This is a genomic window from Rhizobium sp. LARHSG275 (assembly GCF_052871115.1).
This window is the reverse complement of the sequence record NZ_JBIXJN010000006.1, coordinates 95,976-113,514: the sequence shown is the minus strand read 5'-3', so window position 1 is coordinate 113,514 and position 17,539 is coordinate 95,976. Positions and strand designations below refer to the sequence as shown.

Below are 17,539 nucleotides of genomic sequence, written 5' to 3'. Positions count from 1 at the left end.
CGTCACACCGTTCAGAGGAGGAACGTCATGACACATCGGATAAAACTCATTCTTGCGGGCGCGTCCGCGCTTTTGGCACTGGTCGCGGCCGGTCAGTCGCATGCAGAAACCACGCTGTCATTCCTGATCGACAACAACCCGGACACCGTCGCGGCGGCCGAGGCACTGGTTGCCGCCTATCAGGCAAAGGCACCCGACGTGACGATCGAAATCGAGCCGCGGGCCGGTGGCGGCGAAGGCGACAACATCATCAAGACGCGCCTGGCGACGGGAGAGATGTCAGATGTGTTCCTCTACAATTCCGGCTCGCTGCTACAGGCGCTGAAGCCGACACAGACGCTTGTCGATCTGAGCGATCTCTCGTCGCAAGCGAAGGTCGACGACGGTTTCAAATCGGTCGTCCGCGCCGATGGCAAGCTCTATGGCGTTCCCTTCGGCACGGCGATGGCGGGCGGGATCCTCTATAACAGGAAAATCTACCAGGAGCTTGGCCTCTCCGTCCCGAAGACATGGGCGGACTTCATGGCGAACAACGCGAAGGTCAAAGCGTCAGGAAAGGTCGCCGTGGCGCAGACCTATCGCGATACCTGGACCTCGCAGTTGTTCGTTCTGGCTGACTATTACAACCTGCACGCTGCCGTGCCGAACTTCGCCGCAGACTATACCGCCAACAAGGCAAAATACGCAGAGACGCCTGCGGCCCTGAAGGGCTTCGAACGGCTGAAGGACGTTCACGACGCCGGTCTGATGAACGACGATTTCGGCGCGGCAAGCTATGACGATGGCCTGAGAATGGTGGCAACCGGCGAGGCGGCGCATTATCCGATGCTGAGCTTCGCGGTCGGCGCGCTCAAACAGAATTATCCCGAAAACCTCAACGATGTCGGCTTTTTCGCGCAGCCGAGCGACGACGCCGCAACCAACGGTTTGACGGTCTGGATGCCGCCCGCCCTTTACATTCCCTTGACCAGCCAGCACGCCGAGGAAGCGCGGAAATTCGTCGATTTCGCCGGAAGCGTCGAGGCCTGCAAGATCATGGTGGAAACCAATGCCGTTCAGGGGCCTTCTCTGATCGACGGCTGCGACCTGCCAGCTAGCGTGCCGCCTGCGATAAAGGACATGCTCCCCTATTTCGAGGCCAAGGACAAGACGACCCCGGCGCTGGAATTCGTTTCGCCAATCAAGGGACCGGCTCTCGAGCAGATCACCGTCGAAGTCGGCTCCGGTATTCGCCAGCCGGCCGAGGCGGCAAAGCTCTATGACGACGACGTGCGCAAGCAGGCCAAGCAGCTTGGCCTGCCCAACTGGTAGCGGTCTTTCGGGCAAGTTATCCTCGCTCCTGATGGAGCGAGGTTCCACCCGATCGAAGAGATTGATATGACCGAGACACGCCGCCGTTCGCGCAAATCGCCCTACCCGCTGTGGTTTTTCATTCCCGCCGCCATCATCTACGGCGTGCTGTTTCTCGTTCCCACCGTATCCTCTCTCTGGTTCAGCCTAACGCGCTGGGATCTTTCGACCGCCGAATTCATCGGGCTCGAAAACTTTCAGCAGTTCTTTTCCGAACCGTTTCTGGTCAAGGGACTGCTCAACACGCTGATCTATGCCGTGACGACATCCGGCCTGAAGACGGTCTGCGGGCTGCTGCTTGCCGTGCTGCTGACCAGCAATATCTTCGCCCGCGGCTTCCTGCGCACGCTGGTCTTCTTTCCCGTCCTGGTCTCGACGATCGGCATCGGCATCACCTTCACGGTGATGATGCATCCGACCAGGGGCATCATCAATGTCACGTTGGAAACGCTCGGCATTCCAGGACCTGGGTGGCTCACCAATCCGGCGCTGGCGCTTTTTTCGGTGGCTTTGGTCGATGTCTGGAAGGGTGTCGGCCTCGCCACCTTGATCTTCATCGCCGGGCTTGCCGCGATCAGCCCCGATTATTATGAGGCCGCAAGGATTGACGGGGCCACGCGTCTCCAGCAATTTTTCCGGATCACCCTGCCGCTCGTGCGTCCCGCCACCGTCATCGTGGTGACATTGTCGCTGATCGGCGGGCTTCGATCCTTCGACCTGATATGGGCCATGACCCGCGGCGGGCCTGGTTTCTCCTCCGACGTGATCGCCTCGGTCATCTATAAGCAGTACCAGGCGGGTTTCTACGGTCTGTCGACGGCCGGAAACGTCATCCTGTTCGCGCTAATCGCCATAATCATCCTGCCATTCACCCTGTGGTTCAACCGGCGCGAGGTCGAGGAATGAGAAGCGTCCGCCCTTACGTGACCGGCACGATAGCCCTTGCGGTGGCGGCCGTCATCTTCGTCATGCCCTTCGTTTTCGTCGCTCTCCAGGCGGTCAAATCGAAATCCGAAGCCTCTCGCCTTGATTTCGAACTGCCCGAGCATTGGCTGTTCTGGGATAATCTGATCGCCGTCTTCAAGGCGCGCGACTACCAACTCGCGCTCGCCTATTTCAACTCCACGCTGATCACCGTCGTCTCCGTCACGATCCTGATCCTGCTGTCGGCAATGGTCGGATATGTGATGCAGCGCCGCAAGACCGTCTGGAACAGGGTGGCTTCCATTGCCCTGTTCATGGGTCTGATGATGCCCCCAGCCGTCGTGCCCACCATCGGCCTCTTACAGGAGATCGGCCTCTTCAAGACCATGACCGGCATGATCCTGATCCAGGTCGCCTATAATCTTTCGTTCTCGACATTGCTCTACCGGTCGTTCATTTCGACCATACCCCGCGACCTCGACGAGGCGGCGCTGATCGATGGCGCCAAGCCACGCCAGATTTTCTTCAGAGTGATCCTGCCGCTGCTGAAGCCGGTGACCGTCACCAACATCGTCGTGCAGTCGATCGCGATCTTCAACGATTTTACCAACCCGCTCTACTACCTTCCCGGCAAGGAGAACGTGACCGTGCAGCTGACGCTCTATAATTTCCAGAGCATGTATACGAGCCAGTACAATCTACTCTTCATGAATATCCTCCTCGTGACGATCCCGCCGCTGGTCGTCTTCATCTTCTTCAACCGGCAGATCGTCGCCGGCATGACATCAGGCGCAGTAAAAGGGTAACCGAATGGCCGAGCTCACTCTCAAACAGGTTCGCAAGAGTTTTGGCGCACTTGAGGTCATCAAGGGGATCGATCTGGAGGTTGCCTCCGGCGAGTTCGTCGTTTTCGTCGGTCCGTCTGGCTGTGGAAAGTCGACGCTGCTGCGGATCATCGCCGGCCTGGAGGAAACAACGTCAGGCGCGCTGACCATCGGCGGCAAGGACGTGACCTATGCCGAACCCTCCGAGCGCGGCATTGCCATGGTGTTCCAGAGCTACGCGCTCTACCCGCATATGACCGTTGCCGAGAATATCGGCTTCGGCCTTTCGCTCGCCCAACGCCCAAAGGCGGAAATCGCCGCCAAGGTCGCGGCGACGGCTGAAACGCTGCAGCTCACCCAGTTGCTGGAGAGAAAGCCGAAAGCGCTCTCCGGCGGCCAGAGGCAGCGCGTCGCCATCGGCCGCGCGATCATCCGCGATCCCAAGGTCTTCCTGTTCGACGAGCCGCTCTCCAATCTCGACGCTTCGCTTCGCGCCCAGATGCGCCTTGAGATATCAGATCTGCACGCCCGCCTGAAATCGACGATGATCTATGTCACCCACGACCAGGTCGAAGCCATGACGATGGCGGACAAGATCGTCGTCCTGAAGGGCGGCGCGGTCGAACAGATCGGCAGTCCGATGGAGCTCTACCGCAATCCGGCGACACCCTTCGTCGCCGGCTTCATCGGCAGCCCGAGGATGAACCTCTATGGCGGCGAGATAGCGCGGCGAATGAACTGCGCGACCTACGGTATTCGCCCGGAACATATCAGGCTTTCGGAAGGTGCCGGGCAATGGCAGGGCAGGATCCGGCATGTGGAGCGGCTTGGCGCCGACGCGATCCTCTACCTCGACATTCCCGAGCTCGGCGAGATGGTCGCGCGCGCCGAAGGCGAGACGCCGTTTGCACCGGGCATGACGGTCTGGGCAAATCCGGTCGAGGGAGCGGAACATCGGTTCTGAAGCGAACGCCACCCGTCGTCTCAGCGTTGAAAAGCTTGCGGCCGCTCAGCATCGACCCGCTCATGAGGCTGCGGAATTGCCAGCATGCCGACCGATAAAGTCGTCGATTGTCCCCGTCGGACGAGCAGCCTTTACCCGCAGCTCGCCCCCAGGCAGCTTGTCGAATTCGATCCGCTCCCCCGGTTTGACCCCAAGGTGCGTCGTAATACGGACTTTGCCTTCACACCTGCCTTGCTCGCGCGTGGCTCACTTCAGCCGAAGAATGAGCGCCGATGCTCAAGCGAGCGGCGTGCCCGCCGAGCCTCACGTCACGGAAGACCGCTAGTTGCAAAGCCGCGACACCCGCCGACAACCCTGAAAGAGGGGCGGGCAACTTGCCTTTGTCTCATTTTGTCTTTAAGGACGCCCCAATTCCCAAGGCGTAGGGACGCAACGAGCATGTTACAAAATGAGAACAGATCTTCTGGGCTTGGCGTAACAGCCGGCGACCTGGATCGCTACTTCACATTTCTCCGCCATGTTCTTGTGAATACAACCGCTACGCGGTCAGCGGGAGAGAGCCTAGATTATGCAGCAGCGGTGACGGAGTCCATGCAACTGGCTCGCGCCACGCACGATGCCGGACGGAAGATCATGTTTATTGGCAACGGCGGCAGCGCGGCAATTGCCAGCCACATGGCGACGGACTATTCCAAAAACGGCGGGCTGCGCGCCATGGCGATGAACGACGGCGCGACGCTGACATGCCTCTCGAACGATCTCGGATATGAGAATGTCTTCTCGACGCAGATCGGCATGCATGCGAACGAAGGTGATCTGCTGGTGGCAATCAGCAGTTCGGGGAGATCGGAAAGCATTACCAGAGCCGTCCATACGGCCCGGGATAAAGGCTGCGCCGTCGTGACTTTGAGCGGATTCGCGCCGGGCAATCCGCTGCGTGATCTGGGTGACCTGAACTTTTATGTGGCTTCCGATCAATATGGCTATGTGGAGATCGCACATCTGGCGATTTGCCATGCCGTACTGGATTTTTCCTGCGGACTTGTCCCGCCTACTCTTTCCTAACGAGCCGTTTTGCGCGCATGACTTTTCCCAGCATTCACGATCCGGAATTGACGCTCCTTACCCCCGACGATGATGTCACCGACCCTGAAGTGACCATCCTCGTCCCGTCTCTTAATGAGGAATTGACGATCGGAACCTTCGTCGACTGGTGCCGCGAGGGTATTGCGGCAAGCGGTGCGGCGGTGGAGATCCTCATCGTCGACAGTTCGACCGATCGCACACCCCAAATCGCGCGCGACAGGGGCGCCCGCGTTTTGCGGACACCGAAGCGCGGCTTGGGCAGGGCTTACATCGATGCCATTCCATTCGTCCGTGGCAAGTTCATCATCATGGGCGATGCGGACTGCACCTATGATTTTCGCCAGATTGCGCCGTTTATCGAGGCCTTCCGGAAGGGCTCCGACTTCGTGATGGGCTCGCGGTTCAAGGGCTCGATCGAAGACAATGCGATGCCGCCCCTGCATCGCTATTTCGGAACGCCACTGACGACTTGGATTCTCAATCGGATGTTCGCCAGCCGCTTTTCCGACATCCATTGCGGCATGCGAGGCATCAGTGTCGATGCGTTGCTGCGGATGGATCTTCGGTCGCAAGGATGGGAATATGCGTCGGAAATGGTGCTGAAGTCCGTGCATATGGAGCTTCCGACCACCGAAGTGCCGATCCACTTCCGGAAAGATCCGGATGGGCGGCTCAGCCACATGAAGCGGCGGGGTTGGATGGAGCCGTGGCGCGCAGGCTGGCGTAATCTCCAGGCGATGTTCGTCTACGGGTTCGATTTCTTTCTCATCTGGCCGGGCTTCCTGCTTCTGGCCCTCGGCTTGATCATCATGCTGCCATTGCTCGCTGGACCTATGTCCATTGCCGGTGTGCGGTTCTCGTCCAATGCCATGCTGTTTGCCATGGCCCTGGCCGTCCTTGGTCAATCAATGCTGGTTTCGGCCGCGATCGGGCGGGTTATCTTCGATTATTCGGGACGCGTGCAGCCTCGTTTCGAGCGGCTCCTGCCTTATAACGCAACGATTTGGGGAACGGTCGTGGCCGTCCTTGCAGGCGTTTTGTTGGCGTTTCCGCTCTTCGATTCCTATGTCGGGAATGGATACGTGCTGCCTGAGATTGGCGTCGAAACGAACTGGGCCGTCTTCGGGCTCTGGCTTATCACCACAGCGTTCCAGGTCTTTATTTCAGGGCTCATGATCCGAGCGCTTGGGGTCATGCTGCCAATCAAGAAGCCTGCGCCGCCTCTCGCGGAATAGGAGCCACGGGAGCGCTGATGATCGTAGGCTGGTGCACGGTTTTTTGCATAATCTTATGGGGCCTGGTGATCGATCGGGGGGTCGTCGTTTGGCTCAATCGAGGTTGCGATCGGCCCTTTCGAGACGGCATCGACTTTTTGCTCAGCGGCATTTTGCCGGCCTTGGCGATATCAGGCGGCGCGGCTACCATCCTCGGCGCATTTCATGGGCTGCGATGGGAAATCGTTCTTCCTATCGTGGCTGTCTCGATGATCTGGCGGCGGCGCGATCTTGTCGCCGTTCTTTACGACCTGCGTTCGTTTTTTCGTAAAATCGCGGCCGAAACCAGGATCGGCAATCCGTTTCCGGTCCTCGCTGCACTCGTATGCATTGCCTATTTCTATGTGTGGAGCGTCCAAGCGTTATTTCCATCAGGCGTCGACGATGTGTGGGTTTTTCACATCCCGCTCGCAAACAGCATCATCGAGCACGCCGGCTTTGTGTCTCCGCAGATCGACCATCCCTTCTACGGCAATATTCCGCTCTTCTTCAATCTGCTGTTTGCGCTCGTCATGATGGTCAGCGGTCACTGGACCGGCGCGGCGACCATCAATATCGCAATTTTCTTCGGATTTCTGTTCCTGCTTTCAAGCTGCGCCAGTCGTTGGCGGGCATGCGGATTTTTCCTGGTGGCAGCTCTGATCCTCAGCATCCCCTTCTTCAGGGGGAGTGTCGGCGAACCGATGACCGATCTGGCCCGGTCATGTTTCTCAGTCGCAGCCGTGCTTTTTCTGTGGCGCTATTTCGAAACTCGGCGGCCGGCGGAGCTTTTTCATTGTGCGCTCGTCTTGGGGGGAGCGGTCGGAGGAAAATATACGGAACTGCAAATGGTTGGCCTTATAGGGCTGGCATTGATGCCGACGCTACTCAAGGGAAGGGTATCACTGCGGCTCTTTCTGTCATGCCTCTGCGCATTTCTCGCTGTCGCGGGCTACTGGTATGCGAAAAACCTGATCGTTCTCGGCAATCCGATCTATCCCTTCCTGTTCGGTCATCCGGGCCTCACCGATGCTTGGATGGCGGATTACACGCTTGAATTGGGCCGGGCTTTCGATCCCGCCAACCGACATTTCGTGACGAACCTCACAACTCTGCAGGGTTGGCACGACTTCCTTTATGTTTTTTACGACTGGTTCCTCGCTCGCAAGCCGAACACTTTCGTCGCTCTTGCCTTGATACTCGCCGGTCTGGCAGTGGCTTTCCGGCGCATTGCATTTCTGGCCGCGATTGTCGCTGCCATGTTTGTGATTTGGTACACCGTCATGTTCAATCACATACGGTGGGCGACGCCAGCCTATCTGCTTTTCTTTTCGACCGGGTTTATCGGCGCCTCCCTGGTTCGCGAACGGCTGGATAAATGGCTCGACCGGCGAGTCCTGCCGCAGATAGCCCCACTTGCGAAAATCGTCTCTTCGCCAGCATGCATGGTCGCCAGCCCGGTTGTCGTCAGCTTGCTGGCCGGGGGCCTCTGGATTTCGCACTGGTATCGAGTGGGCGGCGGCGACATAGATCCCGTCAAGGCGAAAGAACTCGACGTCGTGCTCGGAATGATAAGCGTCGACGAATATATGGAGAGCCACCGCGAAGCTTATTTCATGTACCGCTATATCGCAGATCACGACCTGCGAACCGTTTTCCAACCTTTCCATAACTCCAACACATTATTGTCCACGGCTTACAACGATGGCCGCGATGGCGGTTGGCAATTGCCGCGCCACGTGCTGCCTGCACCGGGTTCGGATATCGACGCTTTCATAAAGTACAATCATATAGGCTACTTCATCGTCACCCCTGACGCTGGTAGCGCGTTCCTCGCCGAACGCCTTGGAGAAGATAAAGTGGTGATGGCCAACAGCGTCGTAGCGCACATGATGCCCCATTCCTCGCTGATATTGACAGATCGGTTCGGCTGGAAGCTCTACCGTTTTGAGGCGGATCGGACACCGTGACCACTGCGTCCCCCCCAGCGTTGCTTCGCATCGGCATACCGGTTCTGAAACTGACTGTTGCGCTTGGCCTCGTGATATGGATCGCGCGCAAGGTAGATTTTTCGGAAGGGTGGGCTGCGGTCCGGACTCTGTCGGCGGTGACCATTTCGCTCAGCATCTTTCTTCTGCTTTTGCAGGCCCTGCTTTCGGCGTGGCGATGGTGCCTTCTATCGGACATGATAGGGCAAAGGCTGAAGATGTCAGGCGCCATGAAACTCTTCATGCAAAGCCTGTTTTACAATCAAGCTCTTCCAAGTCCCATTCCAGGCGATGCCGCTCGCATATTTGGCGCCGTCAAATATGGCCTGACGATCGGAGAAGCCACGCTGGGCGTCGTGATGGACCGCATCCTTACTCTTTTCGGACTGGCGGTCGTTGCGCTGATCGGACTGATCATCCTGCGCGCTGTTTACGGGCACGACTTTCCCATCCCCTATCTGACAGAGCTCACCGCGCTTGGCGTTGCGGGAACTGTCGCATCAGCCCTGGTGTTCAGCTGGCGCCGCCACTTATTCGTCCATTTCTTTCCGGCAAAGCTGCACGCGTTGACCGACGCGTTGCGGGTTTTGGTCACCCACAAAAGAATGGTCGGCGTCTTTCTATTGACCCTCGCCATTCACGGGTTGAGCGTCGTCTCGCTTGAGATCCTCGTTCTCGGCCTTGGTCTTCCGCTCGATTGGGGTCAGGCTGCAGCCGCTTTCCCGCCGGTGCTCTTGATCGCGATGGTTCCCATTTCCGTTGGAGGATGGGGCCTCCGGGAAGGCGGCATGATCATTTCGCTTGCCGTATTCGGCATAGGCACGACGGACGCGGCAACACTATCGGTGGTTTTCGGCCTGCTGCAGCTTGTGGTCGGCTTGGCCGGTGGTGTATTCGTCCTTTCGCGTCCTCATTCGGGAAAGATCAAAGCGCTCTGATGAGCCTTAACAGATCATATGGAGCCGCCGACATGCATGCCTTGGTAACAGGAGGGGCCGGATTTATCGGCAGCCATCTCTGCGATCGCCTTTTGGAAAAGGGCTATCGGGTCACCGCGATTGACAATCTTCATCTTGGCCGTATGCGGAACATAGATCACCTGATGGATCGATCGGATTTTCGCTTTCAGGAGCTGGATATGCTCGATCGGGAAGGCATGGATCAGCTCATTGCGGCGGACCGCCCCGACGCTGTTTTTCATCTTGCCGCCAATTCCGATATCGCCGCAGGCAATGCCAATGCGGAACTGGACCTGCAACTGAATCAGCTGACGACGACGACGCTGCTTGCCATCATGCGCAAGCATAAGATCGACAGGCTCTTCTTCGCCAGCACTTCCGCCGTATTCGGCGAAGCTGAAGGGAACATCGGCGAAAATCACGGCCCTTTGCGGCCGATTTCATTCTATGGCGCCAGCAAGCTTGCCGCCGAAGCCTATCTGTCCGTCTATGCGCTGTCATTCGGCATCAAGACACTCGTGCTGCGTTTTCCGAATGTCGTTGGGGAGCGCTCTACGCATGGAGCGATCTACGATTTCATCAACAGGTTGAAGGCTGATCCGGCGAGACTCCAGGTGCTCGGCAACGGGATGCAGACGAAGCCTTATCTCTATGTCGGCGACCTGGTGGATGCGATTCTCCTTGCCTGGGACAAGGCACCCGGCGCCTATGAAGTATTTCATGCCAGCGGCATAGGCGAAACGTCCGTCCGCGATATCGCCGAGATCGTGGTCTCGAAGGTGGCAGCCGGAGCCGCCATCGAATACGGCAGCGAGGATCGCGGCTGGCTAGGCGATGTGCCGCGCTTCAGCTACGACATAAGCCGGCTCGTCGCGCTGGGCTGGTCCCCACGCCGAAAATCAACCGAGGCCGTTGAACTTGCCGTCGAGCGGATCCTGGCGAATGGGTTCTGAAGATGCTATTCGCCAGGCCGTCATTATTGCCGGAGGCCTTGGAACACGCGCACGCAGCATGACGGGCGATGCCATTCCGAAGGCCCTTTTGCCGCTCGGCGGTGTCCCGATCATTCTCAGGCAGATTCGTGTGCTGGCCCGCGAAGGTGTTCAACGCGTGCGCGTGCTTGGTGGTCACCTTGGCAGCCAGCTGGAGCCTGCTCTTGGTCCGGAAGCTGAAAGGCTCGGCATTACGATCGAAGTCTTGGTCGAGACGTCTCCGCTCGGCACGGCAGGCTGCTTGACGACTTTGGATACGACAGCCGGCGACGTACTGATCGTCTACGGCGACATGCTTTTTGACATCGACCTGGCGGCGCTGGCACGTCACCGTCATCAATTTCCAGCCGCTCTGACCATCATCGCTCATCCCAACGATCATCCCCGCACATCCGATCTCGTCGTCCAGAAGAGCGGTTATCTCCAGCGCCTGTTGGCTCGCAAAACGCCCCGGGATGCGGATTGGCGCAATCTGGTGCCGGCCGGTTTGTACGTAGCCTCAGACCAATTTTTTGAGGCGCTGGTGCCGGGCCATACGGCGGACATGATTCACGACGTTATTCCCGATCTCCTCGAGCGTTCCATTCCGATCGCGATTTACGACACGCCGGAATACATCAAAGATACCGGCTCGCCGAACCGCCATGCTGCCGCGGAGGAGGACCTCCGGCAGGACCGGGTTCATGCGGTCCATCTGTCAGTGACAAGACCCGCGGTATTCTTCGATTGCGATGGCGTGCTCAACGAAGATGTCGGCGGCCATGGCGTTATACATCCCGACCAGGTGAAGCTGATCGGCCGAGCCGGCCAAGCGGTGCGGCGCGCCCGCGAAGCCGGCTTCCTCACAGTGGCCATAACCAACAGGCCGCAGGTCGCCAAAGGCCTGCTCGATGAATCCGGCCTGGATCATGTTCTTGGTCGCCTGGAGGCCGAGCTTGCCGAAGATGGCGGCGTCCTGGACCGTATCTATTTTTGTCCGCACCATCCGGACAAAGGATTTCCCGATGAGCTCCCGGAACTCAAGATCAATTGTGCATGCCGCAAACCGGGCGATCTGATGATCCGCCAGGCAATGGCGGAATTGCCGGTCGAAAAATCGAAATCCGTCGTCATCGGAGACAGCCTGCGCGACATAGGTGCGGCCCGCAAGGCAGGCATCTGGGCCTATGGGGTCCGAACGGGTTATGGCCTGCGGGACGAAAAGAGCTATCCTGCTGCGGAAACAGATATTCCGCGTGCCGATCTTGTCTTCGATACGGTCTACGACGCCGTTCGCTTTCAATGCGGTTATCAAGATATCGGGCAAGGGCTGTCCGGAGCCATTCATCAACGTCTTGCAAGTAAAGCAGGTCCAGTGCTCGTCAGCATCTGCGGCCGTTCCCGCTCCGGGAAAAGCACGTTTGCGCATGCGGTCGAGCGTATGCTCTCGGAATCAGGACGCCGGGTGCTGAGGCTGGAACTCGATCGCTGGATACTGCCGCTCGAATATCGCCGTCCTGATATGACTGCGGAAGAACGCAACAGGGTCGAACTCTATCCAGAGATCGTCAGCATGCTGCGCCGATCCGGACAGGTCGAGGCGCCCGGCTATGACGCGGCAAGCCGTAGTCAGCGCAAGGATACGACCACCTATGATGCGCGTGATGCCGAGGTCATTCTGCTGGACGGCATCTTTGCCGGACACAGGTCGATCCGCGAAGATGTCGATATGGCTGTGTTTGTCGAGGCGTCACAACAGGCACTGCTCAGCCGCTTTCACAATTTTTACGCCTGGAAAGGCCTGACGCCGGCTGACGCCGAAGGGCTCTGGGCGTCGCGGATACAGGAGGAGTGGCCGAGGATCGATCTGCAGCGGGCATCGGCCGATATCGTCATCAATCTTGAGGAGGCAATCCTTTGATCGTTTCATCCGCACCTTTTCGGGTCAGCTTCGCCGGAGGCGGCTCTGATATAGCCTCCTACTACCGCCGTCAGGCGGGCGCGGTATTGTCCTGCGCGATCGCCAAGTACAGCTTCGTTATCGTGCATAGCTATTTCAACGAAAAGAAGTATCATCTCAAGTATACACGCACAGAGCTCGCCGACACGCTTGAGGAGATCGCGCATCCGCTGCTGCGCGAGGCCCTGCGGATGCATCAGCTCGAGCCTGGCATCGAAGTTGCTTCGGTCGCCGACATTCCTTCGGGAACCGGGTTGGGATCATCCAGTTCCTTTTCCGTGGCGCTGATCAATGCGCTCCACGCCCACAGGTCACGCTTTGTCTCCAAGGATCAGCTGGCGGAAGAAGCCTGCAAGCTCGAAATTGACATCCTGAAGGAGCCGATAGGCAAACAGGACCAGTATGCGGCCGCACATGGCGGATTGAACTTCATCGAATTCAATTCCAACGGCAGCGTGAACGTCCAGCCCGTCGTTCTCAGCTCCGAAAAGATGGCGGAACTCGAGAGCAACATCCTGTTGTTTTTCACAGGAAGCCAGCGCGATACGCGCTCGGTGCTGTCGACGCAGGTGCAAGCCATGGAGGCCGACGAGGAAAAATTCCGGACCGTCGAGCGCATGGTCCAGTTGAGTTACGAAATGCGTGACATCCTGATGGCTGGAGATCTCGGTGCGTTCGGCGAAGCCCTGCATCGCGGATGGATGATGAAAAGATCGCTGACATCGAAGATTACCAACAGCGCGATCGACGAGTTTTACGAGGCAGCACGTGCTGCCGGCGCAATCGGTGGCAAGCTTGCGGGTGCAGGCGGAGGGGGCTTCCTCGTTCTCTATTGCCATAAAGATCGTCAGGAAAAGGTGCGGCAAGCGCTGTCGCAGCTCAAGGAAATCGAGTTTCGTTTTGACTGGAGCGGCGCGCGCATCGCTTTTGCACAGTAGAGAGTGTGAATGGCACCACATCTCATCATCACCGGATCGACCGGCTATATCGGTGCAAGACTTGTCGCGATGGCGCGTGAGCGCGGCTTCGACGTGGTTGAACTGGGCCGACCACCCGGCGCGGCGTGGCGCATTGGCGATGAACCTGCAGCATCCGATCTGGAGGGAGCGGTTGGGCTCGTCCATCTCGCGCATTCCTGGGCTACTTCGCCGGAGGCGGCCGAAGAAGAAAACGTCAACATATCCGGTACCTTGAAGCTGGTGGAAGCGGCAAAGGCAGCCGGAGTGCCGCGCTTCATTTTTGCCTCGTCCACCTCGTCCAGAAGAGAAGCGCTCAATGTCTACGGCCGGACCAAGTTCAGGATCGAAGAGCATTTGGCTGCCAGCAAGGCAGCGCCGATCGTCAGAATTGCGCGAATAGGGCTCGTTTATGGCGGCCCGCGCACAGCGATGTACGGCCTGATGGCGAAATTGGCGGCGCTCAGTCCAATCCTGCCGATGATAGGGCTCAGCCGAAAAGTTCAGCCCATTCATCTCGACGAAGTCGCCGCAGGCCTTTTGGCGCTGGCGATCGGAGAGAACCTGCCGCTGCAGACATTTGTACTTGCGCAAGAAAACCCAATAAGCTTTGCCGCCTGGCTCAGAATTCTCCGCCGTACCCAGGGTAAGGGCAAGCTTCATTTCATACCGGTTCCCCTGACCGCCGCACTCCTCGCCTGCCGCATGACGAAGATTCTCCCCTTGATTCCCACGGTCGATCCGGAACGCGTCCTCGGGCTTGCAGGCGCCGCACCGATGGAGAGCAGCGAGAGCCTCAGGCTCCTGAAGTTGGACCTGTCCGACCCGGCGACTAGGCTTGCCGGGGAATTCGACCAGTCAAGCGAGGAGCAATCGCGACGTGAGGCAGAGGCCCTGCTGCGATATCTGGGCATCGTGCCCACCGAAATACAGCTGCAGCGACTCTGCGAAGGGCTGCGGCGTGAGGGATTGTCGCCGCTCGGCCTCTCCCCGGCAATGATCAGGCATCCTGGTTTGCTGGCCCTCTTTGAACCGCCGGCCAATCGAACACGGCATCGCCTCGCGCAGGCCCTTTATTTGGCCGACCTCGCGAGCGAACCGGAAAGGCACCCGGGCCAAAAGGCCGGATTTTTCAGCGCGACACTGGCGATTTCCAGCGATGTCTTGCTCTTTCCGCTCCGCGCGCTTTTAGCGGGGAGATATCGATGAATGGGCCGGACGCCGACTTCATCATCATCGGAAGTGGACCTGCCGGCGTCTCCGCGGCATTTCCCCTGATAGCGGCCGGACGCCGCGTTCTGATGCTGGATGGCGGGGATGATGCCGGATCGCAGGAAGAAAGCCGCAGCGTCCGCGTCCTCGGAAGCAATCTGGAATCGCTGCGAACGGACGACGGAAGTTCGCCGAAATTACAGACCCCTGTTGCACGAGGAATGCTCGAACCTTTTCGACACCAATCCGGCATAACCGGCAACGGTTTCATCCCAATCGGCAGCCTTGCCCGCGGCGGTCTCTCCAACATCTGGGGAGCGCAAATCAGCTATCTCGATGCCGAGGACATCGCGGCTTGGCCGATAGACATCGCCTCCTTGCAGAGATCCTACGAGCATATAGCCAAGCGCATCGGCATCAGCACGAATGCGGATTCTACGACAGACGCTGACAGTGAGCCCGTCCTGCCGCTTGGAGCGACAGCGGCCCATGTCCTCCATCGGCATCAGGCCGCAAAGCCGGCTGATGGATCGTTCCGGCTTTTTCCCGCCGTCAATGCCATACTTTCGGACGCGAGGTCCGGGCGCGCAGCATGCGATCTGCGCGGCGACTGTCTCTATGGCTGCTCGACTGGCGCGATCTATAACAGCAGGCAGGATCTGCTTCTGTTGCGAAAGTCTCCACATTTTCGTTTGCTCGACAACATGCCGGCCGTCTCGTTGACACGCAGCTCGGGCTGGACGGTCAGAACGGCAGACGGATCGTCATTTTCCGCACCGAGGATAATTCTGGCCGCGGGAGTCCTTGGAACGGCCGCCCTGCTGTCGGACCTCCTGCCGATTGACGAGCAGGGACTGCGTCTTCTGAACAGTCCCACGCTGGCCATTCCCCTGCTCTCTCCCGCAAGAATGTTGCGTTCGCCGACGGCGACCCACAGCCTTGCGCAGCTCGGATTATCTCTGCGCTATGGCAGCGGCGCATCCGATTACGTGACGGGAGCGATCTATGAGGTTGGTACTCTGCCGGCGCAGAGCTTCATCAACAGGATGCCGCTCGGTCGAAAAGCCGGGCGCGCGGCGTTCGAGCTTATCGGGAGCAGTCTCCTCGTCGCGACGATCTATTATCCCGGCGATCAAAGCCACAGCTACATCCGCCGGGACGAAACGGCAGGAAAGGGTCTGACCGTCCGCGGCGGCTTTACAGACGGTTTTGGCCTTCGTGCCGAGACTTTGAAAAAAGTGCTCCGCCGGGAATGGAGACGGCTGGGTCTCATTCAGCTCCCAGGCGCGTCGCTGGCGGAGCCCGGCATCGACGCCCATTTCGCCGGCACCTTGCCTATGGGCGCGTCCGGTCCGTTCGGCACCTCTTCGGACGGCGAATTGAATCTCCATTCCGGTCTCCACATCGTCGACGGTTCGATCCTTCCGGATTTGTCTTCGAAATACGTCACGATGACGATCATGGCCAATGCCGACCGCATCGCCCATCGCCTCGCCGAAACGGAAGCAAATTCCGCACTTTAGGGTGTGAATTTCACCCCCGAGCTTTGAGGATTAACGGAACGCATCGGAAAACCGTTTGCCGATGCGTTCTCGTCTTTCTTTACGGCAAACTGCAAACATCGACCAGTTCAGGCAATGCCGCCCAGGCATACATATTTGAGTTCGGTGTATTCATCCAATCCGTGCCTTGACCCTTCGCGGCCGAGACCCGACATCTTCACGCCGCCGAACGGAGCCTCAGCCGTCGAGACGAGACCGGTATTGACGCCGACCATCCCATATTCGAGCGCTTCGGCGACGCGAAATACCCGCGACAGATCGCGAGCGTAAAAATAAGAAGCAAGCCCGAACTCGGTGTCGTTTGCCTGTTCGATGACGTCCTCTTCGTCGCGGAAGCGAAAAAGTGGTGCAAGCGGCCCGAAGGTTTCCTCGCGGGCGACCTGCATGCCGGCAGCGACATCCCGCAGGATCGTCGGCTCGAAGAAATGACCGCCGAGCGCGTGGCGCTTGCCCCCTGAAACGATCCCGGCGCCCTTTGAAACGGCATCGCGGATATGGCTTTCGACCTTGGCGACGGCATTGTCGTCGATCAGCGGGCCAAGCACGACGTCGCGGTCGAGACCGTTGCCGACCTTCAAGCCCGAAACCGCCGCGGCGAGCTTGGCGGCAAATGCCTCATAGACGCCGTCCTGGACATAAAGCCGATTGGCGCAGACGCAGGTCTGGCCGTTGTTGCGGAACTTGGCGATGAGCGCGCCTTCGACGGCAGCGTCGAGGTCGGCGTCGTCGAACACGATGAAGGGTGCATTGCCGCCAAGTTCAAGGCCGAGCTTTTTGATCGTCGGCGCGCATTGCCGGTAAAGCAGCTCGCCCGTCCGGGTGGAGCCCGTGAATGTCAGAACCCGAACGTCACGGCTTGCCGTCAGCGCCCCGCCAATTGCCGCTGCATCGCCCGTGACGATGTTGAGAAGCCCCGGCGGCAGGCCGGCGCGCTCAGCGAGAATGGCGATGGCGATGGCAGAGAATGGCGTCTGCAGCGCCGGCTTGAGAACGACGGCACAGCCGGCGGCCAGCGCAGGGCCAATCTTGCGGGTGATCATCGCGTTCGGAAAGTTCCAGGGCGTGATCGCCGCCACCACGCCTGCCGGTTGGCGCAAGACGAGGATCCGCTTGTCGGCCTGATGCCCCGGGATGGTCTCGCCGTTGATGCGTCTCGCCTCTTCGGCGAACCATTCGATGAAGCTCGCCCCATAGGTGATCTCCCCCTTGGCCTCGGCCAGCGGCTTTCCCTGCTCCAGCGTCAGGATCATCGCCAGATCGTCGCGGTTTTCGATCATCAGGCGGTGCCATGTCTTGAGGACGGCGGCGCGCTCGCCGGCGGTCTTCTTCGCCCAAAGCTTCTGGGAAATCACGGCGGCGCGGATGGCGTCCTCCGTTTCCGCCGCACCGAGGTCGGGGACGACCCCCAGCGGCTCGCCTGTCGCCGGATTGCGGACCGTCGCCGCCTTGCGGCCTTCCGCTTCGATCCAGCGATCGGCGATGGGGCATGCCTGACGGAACAGCGAGGGATCATTGAGCTTCATATGACAA

General features: G+C 59.2%; 14 protein-coding genes and 1 pseudogene. 13 read left to right on the top strand and 2 right to left on the bottom strand.

Annotated features, from left to right (window positions below):
* Positions 1-27 precede the first annotated feature (27 nt).
* The 4 genes from ACIPSK_RS09335 to ACIPSK_RS09320 all read left to right on the top strand — a co-directional run bounded on the left by ACIPSK_RS09335 (position 28) and on the right by ACIPSK_RS09320 (position 4,062).
* The gene (locus tag ACIPSK_RS09335; protein WP_162117491.1) at positions 28-1,311 is read left to right on the top strand and encodes an ABC transporter substrate-binding protein; all 1,284 of its coding nucleotides are present in this window, start codon (positions 28-30) and stop codon (positions 1,309-1,311) included.
* A gap of 66 nt (positions 1,312-1,377) precedes the next feature.
* Entirely contained in the window at positions 1,378-2,256 is an 879-nt protein-coding gene (locus ACIPSK_RS09330; protein WP_162117490.1) for a carbohydrate ABC transporter permease, read from the top strand.
* Positions 2,253-3,080 carry a carbohydrate ABC transporter permease gene (locus ACIPSK_RS09325; RefSeq protein ID WP_162117489.1) on the top strand — a complete coding sequence of 276 codons (828 nt, stop codon included), beginning with the start codon at positions 2,253-2,255 and terminating at the stop codon, positions 3,078-3,080. Before ACIPSK_RS09330 ends, ACIPSK_RS09325 begins: the two co-directional genes overlap by 4 nt.
* Before the next feature lie 4 nt (positions 3,081-3,084).
* Positions 3,085-4,062, top strand: coding sequence for an ABC transporter ATP-binding protein (locus ACIPSK_RS09320; protein ID WP_162117488.1), 978 nt, complete (start codon positions 3,085-3,087; stop codon positions 4,060-4,062).
* A 78-nt stretch (positions 4,063-4,140) separates the two neighbouring features.
* On the opposite strand, the pseudogene ACIPSK_RS09315 reads toward ACIPSK_RS09320, so the two are convergent.
* A pseudogene (locus ACIPSK_RS09315) lies at positions 4,141-4,269 on the bottom strand (AbrB/MazE/SpoVT family DNA-binding domain-containing protein); the annotation flags it as partial.
* A gap of 231 nt (positions 4,270-4,500) precedes the next feature.
* On the opposite strand from ACIPSK_RS09315, the gene ACIPSK_RS09310 reads away from it, so the two are divergent.
* From ACIPSK_RS09310 to ACIPSK_RS09270, 9 genes are read left to right on the top strand one after another with little or no spacing between them, the layout of a single operon-like run.
* A complete protein-coding gene (locus ACIPSK_RS09310) occupies positions 4,501-5,127 on the top strand; it encodes an SIS domain-containing protein (RefSeq protein WP_162117487.1) in 627 nt (208 codons plus the stop codon).
* Between the two features lie 17 nt (positions 5,128-5,144).
* Positions 5,145-6,383, top strand: a complete 1,239-nt coding sequence (locus ACIPSK_RS09305; protein WP_162117486.1) for a glycosyltransferase family 2 protein — start codon at positions 5,145-5,147, stop codon at positions 6,381-6,383.
* A 17-nt stretch (positions 6,384-6,400) separates the two neighbouring features.
* Entirely contained in the window at positions 6,401-8,371 is a 1,971-nt protein-coding gene (locus ACIPSK_RS09300) for an ArnT family glycosyltransferase (RefSeq protein ID WP_446532917.1), read from the top strand.
* Positions 8,368-9,327 (top strand): lysylphosphatidylglycerol synthase domain-containing protein, encoded by a 960-nt coding sequence (locus ACIPSK_RS09295; RefSeq protein ID WP_162117484.1) that lies wholly within the window; start codon positions 8,368-8,370, stop codon positions 9,325-9,327. The genes ACIPSK_RS09300 and ACIPSK_RS09295 overlap by 4 nt, the downstream gene beginning before the upstream one ends.
* Entirely contained in the window at positions 9,327-10,301 is a 975-nt protein-coding gene (locus tag ACIPSK_RS09290) for an SDR family NAD(P)-dependent oxidoreductase (RefSeq protein ID WP_446532916.1), read from the top strand. The genes ACIPSK_RS09295 and ACIPSK_RS09290 overlap by 1 nt, the downstream gene beginning before the upstream one ends.
* On the top strand, positions 10,291-12,240 hold the full coding sequence (locus ACIPSK_RS09285; RefSeq protein ID WP_162117483.1) for an HAD-IIIA family hydrolase: 1,950 nt from the start codon (positions 10,291-10,293) through the stop codon (positions 12,238-12,240). Before ACIPSK_RS09290 ends, ACIPSK_RS09285 begins: the two co-directional genes overlap by 11 nt.
* On the top strand, positions 12,237-13,217 hold the full coding sequence (locus ACIPSK_RS09280) for a GHMP family kinase ATP-binding protein (protein ID WP_162117482.1): 981 nt from the start codon (positions 12,237-12,239) through the stop codon (positions 13,215-13,217). Before ACIPSK_RS09285 ends, ACIPSK_RS09280 begins: the two co-directional genes overlap by 4 nt.
* 9 nt (positions 13,218-13,226) lie before the next feature.
* Entirely contained in the window at positions 13,227-14,444 is a 1,218-nt protein-coding gene (locus ACIPSK_RS09275) for an NAD-dependent epimerase/dehydratase family protein (RefSeq protein ID WP_162117481.1), read from the top strand.
* On the top strand, positions 14,441-15,970 hold the full coding sequence (locus ACIPSK_RS09270) for an FAD-dependent oxidoreductase (protein WP_162117480.1): 1,530 nt from the start codon (positions 14,441-14,443) through the stop codon (positions 15,968-15,970). The genes ACIPSK_RS09275 and ACIPSK_RS09270 overlap by 4 nt, the downstream gene beginning before the upstream one ends.
* Positions 15,971-16,077: 107 nt before the next feature.
* Here the strand turns inward: ACIPSK_RS09270 and ACIPSK_RS09265 are convergent, their stop codons facing one another.
* Entirely contained in the window at positions 16,078-17,532 is a 1,455-nt protein-coding gene (locus ACIPSK_RS09265) for an NAD-dependent succinate-semialdehyde dehydrogenase (protein ID WP_162117479.1), read from the bottom strand.
* Positions 17,533-17,539: the final 7 nt, after the last annotated feature.

Coding starts and splice junctions, on each gene's coding strand:
- ACIPSK_RS09335 (WP_162117491.1), top strand. CDS start 28: ATGACACATCGGATAAAACTCATTCTTGCGGGCGCGTCCGCGCTTTTG.
- ACIPSK_RS09285 (WP_162117483.1), top strand. CDS start 10,291: ATGGGTTCTGAAGATGCTATTCGCCAGGCCGTCATTATTGCCGGAGGC.
- ACIPSK_RS09265 (WP_162117479.1), bottom strand. CDS start 17,532: ATGAAGCTCAATGATCCCTCGCTGTTCCGTCAGGCATGCCCCATCGCC.
- ACIPSK_RS09305 (WP_162117486.1), top strand. CDS start 5,145: ATGACTTTTCCCAGCATTCACGATCCGGAATTGACGCTCCTTACCCCC.
- ACIPSK_RS09330 (WP_162117490.1), top strand. CDS start 1,378: ATGACCGAGACACGCCGCCGTTCGCGCAAATCGCCCTACCCGCTGTGG.
- ACIPSK_RS09275 (WP_162117481.1), top strand. CDS start 13,227: ATGGCACCACATCTCATCATCACCGGATCGACCGGCTATATCGGTGCA.
- ACIPSK_RS09270 (WP_162117480.1), top strand. CDS start 14,441: ATGAATGGGCCGGACGCCGACTTCATCATCATCGGAAGTGGACCTGCC.
- ACIPSK_RS09325 (WP_162117489.1), top strand. CDS start 2,253: ATGAGAAGCGTCCGCCCTTACGTGACCGGCACGATAGCCCTTGCGGTG.
- ACIPSK_RS09320 (WP_162117488.1), top strand. CDS start 3,085: ATGGCCGAGCTCACTCTCAAACAGGTTCGCAAGAGTTTTGGCGCACTT.
- ACIPSK_RS09310 (WP_162117487.1), top strand. CDS start 4,501: ATGTTACAAAATGAGAACAGATCTTCTGGGCTTGGCGTAACAGCCGGC.
- ACIPSK_RS09290 (WP_446532916.1), top strand. CDS start 9,327: ATGAGCCTTAACAGATCATATGGAGCCGCCGACATGCATGCCTTGGTA.
- ACIPSK_RS09300 (WP_446532917.1), top strand. CDS start 6,401: ATGATCGTAGGCTGGTGCACGGTTTTTTGCATAATCTTATGGGGCCTG.